General features: G+C 61.3%; 11 protein-coding genes. 10 read left to right on the top strand and 1 reads right to left on the bottom strand.

Going from position 1 to position 13,393, the window contains the following annotated elements:
• Positions 1–31: 31 nt before the first annotated feature.
• From bamA to lpxB, 6 genes are all read left to right on the top strand, one after another.
• Positions 32–2,380: an outer membrane protein assembly factor BamA gene (gene bamA, locus DL237_RS01285; RefSeq protein WP_119397197.1), complete on the top strand. Its 2,349-nt coding sequence runs from the start codon at positions 32–34 to the stop codon at positions 2,378–2,380.
• A 9-nt stretch (positions 2,381–2,389) separates the two neighbouring features.
• Positions 2,390–3,082: an OmpH family outer membrane protein gene (locus tag DL237_RS01280; RefSeq protein WP_119397196.1), complete on the top strand. Its 693-nt coding sequence runs from the start codon at positions 2,390–2,392 to the stop codon at positions 3,080–3,082.
• 169 nt (positions 3,083–3,251) lie between these two features.
• Positions 3,252–3,719, top strand: a complete 468-nt coding sequence (gene fabZ, locus DL237_RS01275; protein WP_119397195.1) for a 3-hydroxyacyl-ACP dehydratase FabZ — start codon at positions 3,252–3,254, stop codon at positions 3,717–3,719.
• A gap of 4 nt (positions 3,720–3,723) precedes the next feature.
• Positions 3,724–4,527 carry an acyl-ACP--UDP-N-acetylglucosamine O-acyltransferase gene (gene lpxA, locus DL237_RS01270; RefSeq protein WP_119397194.1) on the top strand — a complete coding sequence of 268 codons (804 nt, stop codon included), beginning with the start codon at positions 3,724–3,726 and terminating at the stop codon, positions 4,525–4,527.
• Between the two features lie 7 nt (positions 4,528–4,534).
• A complete protein-coding gene (locus DL237_RS01265) occupies positions 4,535–5,410 on the top strand; it encodes an LpxI family protein (RefSeq protein WP_321185923.1) in 876 nt (291 codons plus the stop codon).
• Positions 5,410–6,561: a lipid-A-disaccharide synthase gene (gene lpxB, locus DL237_RS01260; protein WP_119397193.1), complete on the top strand. Its 1,152-nt coding sequence runs from the start codon at positions 5,410–5,412 to the stop codon at positions 6,559–6,561. The genes DL237_RS01265 and lpxB overlap by 1 nt, the downstream gene beginning before the upstream one ends.
• On the opposite strand, the gene mnmA is transcribed toward lpxB, so the two are convergent.
• Positions 6,558–7,700, bottom strand: a complete 1,143-nt coding sequence (mnmA, locus tag DL237_RS01255; protein ID WP_119397192.1) for a tRNA 2-thiouridine(34) synthase MnmA — start codon at positions 7,698–7,700, stop codon at positions 6,558–6,560. The genes lpxB and mnmA overlap by 4 nt on opposite strands.
• Positions 7,701–7,838: 138 nt before the next feature.
• On the opposite strand from mnmA, the gene sciP reads away from it, so the two are divergent.
• From sciP to recG, 4 genes are all read left to right on the top strand, one after another.
• Positions 7,839–8,117, top strand: coding sequence for a CtrA inhibitor SciP (gene sciP / locus DL237_RS01250; RefSeq protein WP_119397191.1), 279 nt, complete (start codon positions 7,839–7,841; stop codon positions 8,115–8,117).
• A 94-nt stretch (positions 8,118–8,211) separates the two neighbouring features.
• A complete protein-coding gene (ctrA, locus tag DL237_RS01245; RefSeq protein WP_119397190.1) occupies positions 8,212–8,934 on the top strand; it encodes a response regulator transcription factor CtrA in 723 nt (240 codons plus the stop codon).
• A gap of 186 nt (positions 8,935–9,120) precedes the next feature.
• Positions 9,121–11,211, top strand: a complete 2,091-nt coding sequence (gene ligA, locus DL237_RS01240) for an NAD-dependent DNA ligase LigA (protein ID WP_407691893.1) — start codon at positions 9,121–9,123, stop codon at positions 11,209–11,211.
• Positions 11,208–13,295: an ATP-dependent DNA helicase RecG gene (gene recG, locus DL237_RS01235; protein WP_119397188.1), complete on the top strand. Its 2,088-nt coding sequence runs from the start codon at positions 11,208–11,210 to the stop codon at positions 13,293–13,295. Before ligA ends, recG begins: the two co-directional genes overlap by 4 nt.
• The last annotated feature ends 98 nt before the right edge of the window (positions 13,296–13,393 follow it).

The following is a 13,393-nucleotide window of genomic DNA, read 5'->3' as shown; positions in this document are numbered from 1 at the left end:
CTTGAATAGGATGTCTGAGTGGGTCTGGCGCATGAACAAGTACTTTAAAATCGGGGCTGCCAGCATGGATCGCACCCGTACGGTCCTGGGGTCTACCATCCTCAGCAGTTTCGTTTTTCTTTCAGGTGCTTACGCCGTGTATCCCACGGTCGCAGTCGCCCAGACATACAGTTTCAATTCGGTGACCGTTCAGGGCAATGAACGCATCCCCACCGGGACGATCCTGTCCTACGCGGGAATCGCGCGGGGCGAGGCGACGGATGCCGGCTCCCTGAACGAAGCCTACCAGCGTATCGTGGCCTCTGGCCTGTTCGAAACCGTCGAACTGACGCCGAGCGGTGGCACACTGGTCATCAAGGTGACTGAATTCCCCACGATCAACGTCGTCAACTTCGAGGGCAACAAGCGTATCAAGGACGAGGTGCTGACCGGAATCGTGAAATCGACCTCGCGCCAGGTGTTTTCGCCATCCCAGGCCGAAGCGGACGCTGCGTTGATTTCGCAGGCCTACGCGGCGCAGGGCCGTTTGGCGGCGCGGGTAACGCCGCGCATCATCCGCCGGTCCGACAACCGGGTCGATCTGGTCTTCGAGGTGTTCGAAGGTGGTGTGACCGAGGTTGAGCGGATCTCCTTCGTCGGCAACACGAAATATTCTGATCGTCGTCTGCGACAGGTGTTGCAAAGCAAGCAGGCCGGTCTGCTGCGCGTCCTGTTCAAGAACGACACCTTCGTCGCTGACCGGGTCGAGTTCGACAAGCAGGTGCTCAAGGATTTCTATCAATCGCGCGGCTACGTCGACTTTCGCATCACCGGTGTGAACGCCGAGCTGTCGCAGGAACGGGATGGCTACCTCGTCACCTTCAACGTGCAGGAGGGGCAGCAATTCCGCCTGGGCAAGATCAGCGCGACCAGCCAATACGAAGGCGTCGACAGTGCCGTCTATCGCGATGCGCTGAACATCAAGCCGGGCACGGTCTATTCCCCCAGCCTGATCGAGAACTCGATTGCCCGCATCGAACGACTGGCCATTCGCAACGGTCTGGATTTCCTGCGCGTCGAACCTCGTGTCACCCGCAATGACCGCGACATGACCCTGGACGTGGATTTCGTGCTGACACGCGGGCCGCGCATCTTTGTCGAACGCATCGACATCGAAGGCAACACCACCACGCTGGACCGGGTCATCCGGGCCGAATTCAACACGGTCGAGGGCGATCCCTTCAATCCGCGCGAAATCCGTGAATCCGCCGAACGCATCCGCGCCCTGGGATATTTCTCCGACGCGCAGGTGAATGCCCGCGAAGGCTCCTCCAGCGATCAGGTGATCGTCGATGTGAACGTCGACGAAACCACCACCGGCTCACTATCCTTCGGTGGCACCTATTCCACAACCGATGGTTTCGGTCTGGCGATCAGCTTCAAGGAAAACAACTTCCTCGGGCGCGGCCAGTCGGTCGGCCTGACGGTGTCCGGCGCCTCGTCCGACCGCATCTACAGCCTGCGCTTTTCCGAACCGCGCTTTCTGGGCCGCGATCTCAAGTTCGATCTCAGCGGCAGCTACGAAGAAACCGAATCCGACTACGCCGCCTATGACACGACCCAGGGCGTGATCTCCACAGGTCTGACCTTTCCTGCCGGCGAAAAGTCGACGCTCAACTTCAACTACACCATCAAGGGCACGGATATTTCCTCCAACAGCGGTACGGCCATCGGCCCGCTGCTGCAGGCCGAGGCGGACCGTGACCTCGAATACTCGTCCTCGCTTGGTTACAAGTACAGCTATGACACGCGGGTCACCGGCCTGAACCCGAATGCGGGCGTCCTGCTGGAATTCAGCCAGGATTTCGCCGGTGTTGGTGGCGACATCGAATATATCCGCAGCATGGCCCGCGCCGTGGCGCAGAAAAAGGTCCTGAACGAGGAAGTGACCCTGCGCGCCACGTTGCGCGGTGGTTCGATCCAGACGCTGGGATCGTCTTCCTCACTGGTGACCGACCGTTTCCTGATCGGCGGCTCCTACATGCGCGGCTTCTCTCCCAACGGTATCGGGCCGCGCGAATACTCCGAAGGGTCCTATAATGATGCCCTTGGCGGTACCGCCTTTGCCGTCGCCCAGTTCGACATGGAATTCCCCCTCGGCCTGCCAGAGGAATACGGCATCAGCGGCGGCGTCTTCTACGATGTGGGCACGTCTTGGGGGCTTGATGAAAGCTCCTCCAACGTGCTGTATGAAGATGGTCCGATCCGTCAGGTCATCGGCATTTCCGTGTTCTGGGATACCCCCATCGGGCCGCTTCGGTTCAACTGGTCCAAGGCGCTCCAGAAAGAAACCTACGACCGCGAGCAGAGCTTCGACCTCTCCATTCGCACTGATTTCTAGGAGCAGGGGATGCGTGCCACCCGGCTGCTGACCATTGTCATCGCCGCCTGGCTCAGCCTTTTGCCGGGTCTTGCCGGGGCGCAGTCGTTCAGCGGCTTGCCCCGGTCTCCGATCCTGACGGTCGACAGCGAACGCCTGTTTTCCGACAGCCGCTATGGTGCCCGCCTGTCCAGCAAGATCGAGGCGCAGGCAAGCAGGATCGCCGCCGACAACCGCCGGATCGAAGGAGAGCTGGCCGAAGAAGAGCGTCGTCTGACCGATCTGCGCCCCAAGACGGACCCCGAAAAGTTTCGCGTCATGGCCGAGGCATTCGATGCCAAGGTGACGGATATCCGCCGCGAACGTGAAGAAATGACCAAGACGCTGGGGCAGGACAGCGATGCGGCCCGACGCGCCTTTCTCAAAGCGGCGGAACCGGTGCTCAATTCATTGATGCAGGAAGCAGGGGCCGCCGTGATCCTTGAACAGCGCAGCGTCTTTGTCGCGCGCGATATCGTCGACATCACGGACGAGGCGATCGAACGCATCGACGCGGCGCTTCTGGACGAAGACGGCGCTGTCAAAACCGACCCGGACGCCGACGCGACCCCAGATGAACCGGTCCCGTCCGACCCGGCAGATGATGCCCCGGCCGATGATGCCCCGAATGGCACAGCGCCGCAGGGTGACACGCCTGCACCGCCGTCGCCGACCTCTCCCTGACAACCTGCACCACGCTGGGTGTTGCCCCGGTGCCTGAACGGGCAACGCAGGGTGCCCGCGCGGTTGCGCCTGACCCCGAGTATGCTTGCCGCACGGCGGCTGACTTGCTAGGGACAATCCAGACCAGAAGGGCATACAGACCCTTCCTTGCGCACGAGGAAAGACCAGCATGACCGAGACGCTCCAAAGCGCCGACATCAATCGCATCACTCGCATCATTCCGCACCGCTATCCGTTCCTTCTGGTGGACAAGGTGGTCGAGATCGACGGCACGACCTCCGCGCTCGGCATCAAGAATGTCACGATGAACGAACCGCATTTCCAAGGGCATTTTCCGGCCAAGCCGATCATGCCGGGGGTCACCATCATCGAAGCGATGGCGCAGACGGCGGCGGTGATGGTCGGGGCGACACTGGGGTTCGAGGACAAGAATATCCTGATCTATTTCATGTCGATCGAGAAAAGCAAATTCCGTCGCATGGTCGTGCCCGGTGATGTGCTGGAAATGCGCGTGCAAACGCTGCGTGGCAAGCCCGGTGGCAAGGTCTGGAAATTCAGCGGTGTCGCAACCGTCGAAGGCGAGCTGGCCTGTGAATCCGAATTCATGGCGATGATCGACCAACCGGCGGAGGGATGAGCCGATGGCGATCAGTCACGAAGCGATCGTTCACCCGCTGGCCCTGGTCGAAGACGGTGCCACGATCGGCGATGGCGCGCGGATCGGCCCGTTCTGCCACATCGGCGCCGAAGTCAGCATCGGCGCGAATGTCGAGTTGATGAGCCATGTGGTGGTTCAGGGCGTGACCGAGATCGGCGCCGACACGCTGGTGCATCCCTTTGCGGTCATCGGTGGCATCCCGCAGGATCTCAAGTTCAAGGGCGAAAAGACACGGCTGGTCGTTGGTCAGCGCAACCGCATCCGCGAACATGTCACCATGAACGCCGGGACCGAAGGGGGTGGGGGCGTGACCCGCGTTGGCGACGACGGCCTGTTCATGGCCGGCTGCCACGTCGCCCATGACTGTCAGGTCGGCAACAACGTCATCATCGTCAACAATGCGGCGTTGGCCGGGCATTGCGTGATCGACGACGAAGTGATCATCGGTGGCCTTTCTGGCGTGCATCAATGGGTGCGGATCGGGCGCGGCGCCATCATCGGCGCGGTCACCATGGTGACCCACGACGTGATCCCCTACGGCCTTGTGCAAGCCGACCGCGGCAAACTCGACGGGCTGAACCTGGTGGGGTTGAAACGGCGGGGCGTTGCGCGCTCCGACATCACCGCGCTACGGGCCGCGTTTCAGATGCTGGCGCAGGGCGAAGGCGCGTTTCAGGATCGCGCGCGCCGTCTGGGTGACGAAACCGAAAGCGATTACGTCCGCACGATTGTCGATTTCGTGCTTGCTGGCAGCGACCGGTCGTTTCTGACCCCGGGCAAGCAGTAGGCGCGCCGTGGGCTGGTTGCCAGGGCGCAGGAAAACGGCTGCCAGCGGGAACGCGACAGACCAGGGTGGCGCGGTTCAGGGGCGGCTCGGCATCATCGCTGGCGGCGGCACGTTGCCGGTGCTGCTGGCTGACGCCTACCCGGATGCCTATTGCCTGACGTTCGAGGGCACGGACTGTGCCTTGCCCGACGAGATACTGACACGATACCGATACGAAAAACTCGGCTCCGTCTTCACCGCCCTGCGGGCCGAAGGCATTACGCGGATCGTGATGGCCGGCGCCACCACGCGCCCGCATCTCGACATGAAGCAGCTTGATTTTACCGTCATGTCGCTTGCGCCGCGGGTGATGAAGGCGATGGGAACCGGCCGCGACGACGCCCTGCTGCGGCTGGTGATTTCCGTTTTCGAGGAACAGGGTTTTAGCGTTGTCGGCGCCCACGACCTGCTGCCCGCACTGACCGCCTCGGCTGGTCTCCTCAGTGGGGCACCGTTGTCGAAGGAGGCCCGCGTCGACAGCGCGCGCGGCCGCGATATCCTCGAAGGGCTGGCGCCGCTGGATGTCAGCCAAGGCTGCGTCGTGGCCGGTGGTCTGTGCCTCGGGATTGAGACGATCCAGGGAACCGATGCCATGTTGCGCTTTGTGGCACAGACGCCGGATCGCTTGCGTCGCGGCCGGGGCGTTCTGTGCAAGTTCCCGAAATCAGGGCAGGATTTGCGTGTCGACATGCCCGCCATCGGTCCCGATACCCTGCGCCGCGCCGCCGAGGCAGGGCTGGAAGGTATCGTGATCGCCGCAGGGCGTGTTCTCCTGATCGATCGCGACGTCCTGCTCCCGCTTGCTGATGAGCTGGGCCTCACCATCCTTGCGGAGGAAGTCTGATGCGTATCTTCGTGATTGCCGGTGAACCCTCGGGGGATTCCCTCGGGGCGGCGGTGATGGCCGGTCTCAGGGCGCTTGTCCCCGACATCCGCTTTGACGGGGTTGGCGGCGCAAAGATGCAGGCCGAAGGGCTGACAAGCCGCTTTCCGATGGACGAATTGTCGGTGATGGGGCTGGCCGAAATTGCGCCGAAGTACTTTCATCTCAAGCGCCGGATCCGCGAATGCGCGGATGCAGTGCTGGCCGATCCGCCGGATCTGCTGCTGACAATCGACAGCCCGGATTTCTGTCTACGCGTGGCCGGGCTGGTCAAGCAACGTTCCGACATCCGCACCGTTCACTATGTTGCGCCGACCGTCTGGGCGTGGCGCCCCAAACGCGCGGAAAAGATGGCCAGGGTCATCGACCACGTGCTGGCGCTGTTCCCGTTTGAACCGCCCTATATGCAACGTGCTGGGATGGCGTGTGATTTTGTTGGCCATCCGGTGGTCACCGAACCTGTCGCGACGACAGAGGAGGTCGCGTCATTCCGTGCGCGCCACGGCATAGGAGAGGCCCCTTTGCTGCTGGTTCTGCCTGGTTCCCGCCGCGGCGAGGTCGCAAAGCTCGGCCCGATCTTTTCCGACGTTCTGGCGCGGGCCAAGGCCGCGCATCCGGATCTTCGGTTGGTGTTGCCTGCGGCCGACCACGTGGCGCAGACGGTACAGGATATGGTGGCAACCTGGCCAGTGCCGCCGATCGTCCTGGACCCGCGCGGCGTCGACCGCACCACCTTTGCCGCTGAAAAGCGTGCCGCATTCAAGGCCGCCGACGTCGCCCTTGCCGCATCGGGCACGGTGTCTCTTGAATTGGCCGCGGCGGCGACGCCCATGGTGATCGCCTACGACATGCATTGGCTGACCCGCCGGATCATCCAACGCATGTTGCTGACCGACACGGTGACCCTGGTCAATCTGGTCTCGGACACGCGCACGATACCCGAGTTCATTGCCGATGATTGCAGGGCAGAGTTGATAGCACCGGCGATCACGGGCGTTCTGGAAACACCGCAGGCACAACTGTCTGCGATGGCGCTGACGATGGACCGGCTGGGCAAGACCGGCGAGGCGCCGGGCCTGAGGGCGGCCCGGGCGATTCTGGACCGTCTCTAGCCGCGCCAGATCCAGCCGCCACCAAGAATCCGGGTGCCGCCAGTCTCATAAAACACGCAGGCCTGGCCCGGTGAAACGCCTTCCTCGGGTGTCAGCAGTTCGACCTCGGCCTCGGTTGGCGAAATCGGGCGCAGGATCGCTTCGCGGGGTGGGCGGGTCGAACGGACCTTCACCGAAATCTCGTAACTTTCACGGTCGGTCAATGCACCATCGCCCAGCCAATTGATCTCACGCACCGGAATGGTACGGGTCGACAGCAACTCTTTCGGGCCGACGATCACCTTGCGGTTGTCAACGTCCAGCTTAACCACGTACAGCGGATCGGCCAGCCCGCCGATGCCCAGACCGCGCCGTTGACCGATGGTATAATGGATCACCCCGTTGTGCGTGCCCAACACATTGCCATCGACATCGACGATATCACCGGGCTCGGCCGCGCCGGGACGCAGCTTTTCGATCACGCTGGCGTAATCTCCGTTCGGAACAAAGCAGATGTCCTGGCTGTCGGGCTTGTCGGCCACTGCAAGGCCGTATTGCGCGGCAAGCGCACGTGTTTCCGCCTTTGAGGCGAGGTGCCCCAAGGGAAATCTCAAAAATTCTAACTGTTCCGGCGTTGTCGAGAAGAGGAAATAGCTCTGATCGCGATTCGCGTCCTCGGCGCTGTGCAGTTCGGGACCGTTGACGCCCATCTTGCGCTGGATGTAGTGACCGGTCGCCATGCAATCGGCATCAAGATCACGTGCGGTTTCCAGAAGATCCTTGAACTTGACGCGTTCGTTGCACCGGATACAGGGCACCGGTGTCGCGCCGGCCAGATAGCTGTCGGCGAATTCGTCTATTACCGCGTCTTTGAAAATGTTTTCATAATCAAGAACATAGTGTGGGAAACCCATCTCTTCGGCCACCCGGCGCGCGTCGTGAATATCCAATCCCGCGCAGCAGGCACCCTTCTTGGCCAATGCAGCCCCGTGATCATAGAGCTGCAAAGTCACCCCGACCACATCATAGCCCTCTTCCGCCAGCTTTGCCGCGACGACGGAACTGTCGACGCCACCAGACATGGCGACGACCACGCGCGTCTGCTGCGGGGGCTTGGGAAATCCCAGCGAATTCAGTCCGATTTCAGCGTCCAAGGCCATGATTGCTCCTGATCTGCCCCGGCAGGGGGCGCAAGACCATCTGAATATAGGAAAATGCGAGACACTCTCAACCCGCTGTTTCACCCGGCGTTAAAACACAAGGCCAAGGATACACGCGAGTGAACGAGGATCAGAGCGATGTATCTGAAAAAAGTACAGGGGCCGCGGGCGATAACCTTGCCCGATGGTCGTGTCATGACCCGGGCCGACCTGCCGCCGGCCGAGACGCGACGCTGGGTGGCGTCACGCAAGGCGGCGGTCGTGCGCGGCGTCGTGCACGGTCTGATCACACAGGACGAAGCCTTGGAACGATATGAAATTTCAGCCGAAGAGTTTCTGGAATGGGTAAGTGCCGTCGCCAATCATGGTGAAGAGGCGCTGAAGGCGACTGCGCTTCAAAAGTTTCGTCAACCATGAGTTGTTGCTGGAAAGCGTCATATGCGGTAACTTAAGATTAACCAAATGGCGTCAGGGTCGTTTACGTCTAGGGGATAAACGGAGAAAACTCGGTATGCGTGTGCTTTTGGTTGAAGATGATCCGACGACGTCGAAGAGTATCGAGTTGATGCTGACCCATGCCAATCTCAACGTCTACACGACGGACTTGGGGGAAGAGGGGATCGATCTTGCGAAGCTTTATGATTACGACCTGATCCTGCTGGATCTCGGTCTTCCGGACATGAACGGCCACGAGGTGCTGCGTCAATTGCGCCTGGCCAGGATCGAAACGCCGATCCTGATCCTCTCGGGTGCAGACGACACGGAAAACAAGCTCAAGGGCTTCGGGTTCGGCGCTGACGACTATCTTACGAAACCCTTCCACCGAGAAGAGCTGGTCGCGCGCATACATGCGATCATCCGTCGCTCCAAGGGCCATTCGCAGTCGGTCATCAGTACCGGCCGGATCGAGGTCAATCTCGACGCGAAGACTGTCGAGGCGGACGGCAAGCCGGTCCATCTGACGGGCAAGGAATACCAGATGCTTGAGTTGCTCAGCCTGCGGAAGGGGACGACCCTGACAAAGGAAATGTTCCTGAACCATCTGTACGGCGGCATGGATGAACCCGAGCTGAAGATCATCGATGTCTTCATCTGCAAACTACGCAAGAAACTGTCTACGGCTACCGAAGGCGACAATTACATCGAAACCGTCTGGGGCCGCGGCTATGTGCTTCGTGACCCCGAGCCGGGGCAGATGGACGAAAAGCGTATGGCCATCGGCGCTGCAAGCTGACGACTGACCAAGGGGAAGTCGGTCCCCCCGCGCCACCACTCACGACTGGACCTTGCTAAAGACGCCCCCTATCACTTCTCGAAACGACCCTCGGGTCGGCCGAGAGTGTGAATCAAGGGGGCGTTCTTCATGACCGCGCAACAGGAACCGACATCCGATACTTCCGATGACCTGGCACCCGAGGCCATGACCGAGGCGCAGGCACGACAGGCGCTTGCCGATCTCGCGCTCAAGCTGGCGCAGGCCAACCTTGCCTATCACCAGGACGATACGCCGGAAATTTCCGATGCGGAATATGACCGGCTCAAACGCCGAAATGCAGCGATCGAGGCGCGCTTTCCCGCACTCAAGCGGGACGACAGCCCCAGTGATCAGGTGGGCGCCGCCCCGGCTGACGGGTTTGGCAAGATCCGCCACGAACAACGTATGCTGTCGCTTGCCAACGCTTTTTCAGACGAGGATATCACTGATTTCGATCAGCGGATTCGCCGCTATCTGAACCTGCAATCCGACGCACAGCTGGTCTTTACCGCGGAACCCAAGATCGACGGGCTCAGCCTGTCTTTGCTCTACGAAAAGGGCAAGCTGGTACGCGCGGCGACGCGCGGTGACGGCGAGGTGGGTGAAAACGTGACCGCCAATGCGCTGACAATCGACGATATCCCCAGCCAGATTTCAGGCGCCCCGGATCGCGTCGAGGTGCGTGGCGAAGTCTACATGAGCCACGCTGATTTCCAGTCCCTGAACGACAGACAAGCCGAAGCGGGCGCCAAGACCTTTGCCAATCCGCGAAACGCAGCCGCCGGATCTCTGCGCCAACTTGATGCGGCGATCACCAGATCGCGGCCCCTGCGCTTTTTCGCTTATGCCTGGGGTGTTCTTTCGGCACCCTTGGCCGATACGCAGATGGGCGCAATCCAGCGGTTGCAGGCGCTCGGTTTCCAGACAAATCCACTGACCGCGCTCTGCGATGGTCCGACCGAAATGGTCGCGCATTACCGCAAGATCGAAACGCAGCGGGCCACTCTGGGCTATGATATCGATGGTGTCGTCTACAAGGTTAACGATCTTGCACTGCAATCGCGCCTCGGGTTCCGATCGACCACTCCCCGTTGGGCGATTGCTCATAAATTCCCAGCCGAACTGGCCTGGACGACGCTTGAGGCGATTGACATTCAGGTCGGCCGGACCGGGGCACTCAGCCCGGTTGCGCGGCTCTTGCCCGTGACTGTTGGCGGTGTCGTCGTCTCGAACGCGACGCTTCACAATGAAGATTACATCGCAGGGCGCGACAGCAAGGGCGATGAGATCCGAGAGGGTAAGGATATTCGGGTCGGGGATTGGGTGCAGATTTACCGTGCCGGCGACGTCATCCCAAAGATTGCGGATGTGGATTTGTCCAGACGTCCGGCCGACACCCATGCCTTTCAGTTCCCGACGACATGTCCGGAATGCGAGTCAGATGCGATACGCGAACCCGGCGACGCTGTGCGTCGTTGCAGCGGTGGCTTGATTTGTCCGGCGCAGGCCGTAGAAAAATTGAAACATTTCGTGTCGCGCGGGGCCTTCGATATTGAGGGGTTGGGGGCCAAGCAGGTGGAGCAATTTTATCGCGATGAGTGGATACGCGAGCCCGCCGACATCTTTCTGCTGCGCCAACGCTATGGCACGGGCCTGCAACAACTCAAGAACCGCGAAGGCTGGGGCGAAAAGAGTGCAGCGAACCTTTTCGATGCCATCGACACAAGCCGCGCCATCGGCCTCGACAAGCTTTTGTTCGCCTTGGGGATCCGGCATTTGGGCGAGGCCGCATCGCGACTGATCGCCCAGCATTACGGCAGCTGGCAGGCGCTGGAGGCCGGCGTCCTGGCGGCGCAGGATGGCGGCGATGCGCTTGACGATCTCTTGGGAATCGACGGCGTCGGCACTGTCATGGCGACCTCTCTCGTGGCGAGTTTCGCACAAGAGGCCGAGCGGGCGTCGATCGACCGCCTGATCGCGCAACTGGATGTGCAGGATATCACACCGCCCGACACCAGTGGCAGCCCCGTGGCGGGCAAGACGGTGGTGTTTACCGGGACCCTGGAAAAGATGACCCGATCCGAGGCAAAGGCCCGTGCAGAGGCGCTTGGTGCCAAGGTTGCGGGTTCCGTTTCGGCCAAGACCGACATCCTGGTCGCTGGTCCGGGGGCGGGCTCCAAGGCCAGGAAAGCGGCGGAGCTCGGCGTGGAAACCATGGACGAAGATGGCTGGCTGGCCCTGATCGGCGACGCATGAGCACTCGGCCCGAAGTTCTCTTTCCGCTGTTTGCCAAGTTGGAAAGTCTTGAGGGGATTGGCCCTAAGACGGCGCGGAACATGGAAGGGTTACGTGTTTTTGTACCGCGTGACCTTCTGTTCGTTCTGCCCCAGGGCGCCATTGATCGCCGTCGTCGCGACACGATTGCGGGCCTTGTCCTGCCGGCCGTTGCCACGGTCGAAGTGACCGTCATGCGCCATATTCCACCTCGTTCACGCGGCGCCTACCGCGTTCAGGTTGCCGACGCTGAGGTGACGTTCGATCTTATTTTCTTTCACGCAAAGGCGCCCTACCTCGAACGCATCCTGCCAGTCGGCGCACGACGACTGATCTCCGGGCGGCTGGAACTCTACGACGGTTTGGCGCAGATGCCGCATCCCGATCATATCCTGGCCGAGGATGAGGCAGACGAAATTCCCGATTTCGAGCCGGTGTATCCGTTGACCGCGGGTGTTACGCAGAAAATGATGGCGAAGGCAGCCGCTTCGGCGCTCTCAATGGCACCTGAGTTGCCCGAATGGATCGATCCGTCTCAGAAATCGACAGCCGAATGGCCGGACTGGCGCGCCGCGCTGCATCAGGCCCACACTCCCGACAGCATCGCCTCGGTCAGCCTCTTTGATCCTGCGCGCACGCGGTTGGCCTACGATGAATTTCTGGCGCACCAACTGACGCTGGCTTTGGCCCGGATGCGCGAACGCAAGACGAGGGGGCGCAGCAGCGTCGGCACTGGCCACTGCCGTGAAAAGGTGCTGGCGGCCATACCCTACAACCCGACCGGCGCCCAACGTCGTGCCGTCGCCGAAATTGCGGCGGACATGGCCGCGCCGCTGCGCATGTCGCGCCTTTTGCAGGGCGATGTCGGGTCGGGCAAGACGCTGGTCGGCCTGCTGTCACTGTTGATCGCGGTCGAGGCGGGCGGGCAGGGTGTCATGATGGCGCCGACGGAAATCCTTGCGCGTCAACATCTTGAGGGGTTGGCGCCGCTTGCCGCATCGGCGGGTGTGCGACTGGATATCCTGACGGGGCGCGACAAGGGGGCTGAACGCCGGGCCAAGCTTGCTGCCCTCGCCGCCGGCGATATCAACATCCTTGTCGGCACCCATGCCGTGTTTCAGGAGGACGTGACCTTTTCCGATCTGCGTCTTGCGATCATTGATGAACAGCACAAGTTCGGCGTGCGCCAACGCCTTCAGCTGGGCCAGAAGGGGCAGGGCGTCGACATTCTGGTGATGACCGCAACGCCGATCCCGCGCAGCCTTTCGCTTGCGCAATATGGCGATATGGATATCTCGGTGCTGGATGAAAAACCGCCAGGTCGCAAGCCGGTTCAGACCTCTCTCGCGTCGACCGAGCGGATGGACGAGGTGATCGACCATCTTGATCGCGCCACCCGCGATGGCAAACAGGCCTACTGGGTCTGCCCGCTGGTGGAAGAAAGCGAAAGCGTCGATCTCACGTCGGCAGAGCAACGCTTCAAACATCTGCGCGCCCGGCTGGGCGAAGGTCGCGTCGGATTGGTTCACGGCCAGATGCCGCCCGATCAGAAAGATGCTGCCATGGCGGCCTTCCAGCGCGGCGAAACGGATATCCTCGTTGCCACCACGGTGATCGAGGTTGGTGTCAATGTGCCCAATGCGTCGATCATGGTGATTGAACGGGCCGAGATTTTCGGCCTGGCGCAGTTGCACCAACTGCGCGGTCGCGTCGGGCGCGGGTCGGCGCAATCGACCTGCCTGCTGATGTACCAGCCCCCGATGGCCGAGGCCGGTCAGAAACGCCTGACTCTGCTGCGGGAAACCGAGGACGGCTTTCGCATTGCCGAGGCTGATCTGGCGATGCGCGGCGCCGGGGATCTGATTGGCACGGCACAAAGCGGCCTGCCACGCTTTCGCATCGCCGATCTGGAACACCAGACGGACCTGATGGCGATTGCCCAAACCGACGCCCGCTCGCTGCTGGCCCGAGATCCAAAGCTGGAAAGTGATCGGGGCAAGGCCGCTCGCTCACTTTTGTGGCTCATGGGGCAAGACGAGGCAATTCGTCTGATTTCAGTAGGTTAGTCCCTCTGTCGCGCCAGTAATCGCACTTTGTTCACCTATGTTCTTAAAAAGTTCTTTACGTGGGGCAATCTATGTGAGAACAAAGAAGCAACACTAGC

Origin of the sequence: Pseudooceanicola sediminis (assembly GCF_003575965.1) — a bacterium.
GTDB classification, from domain to species: Bacteria; Pseudomonadota; Alphaproteobacteria; order Rhodobacterales; family Rhodobacteraceae; genus Pseudooceanicola; species Pseudooceanicola sediminis.
Note: the sequence above shows the minus strand (reverse complement) of the source record. Positions and strands in the feature narration are given on the sequence as shown.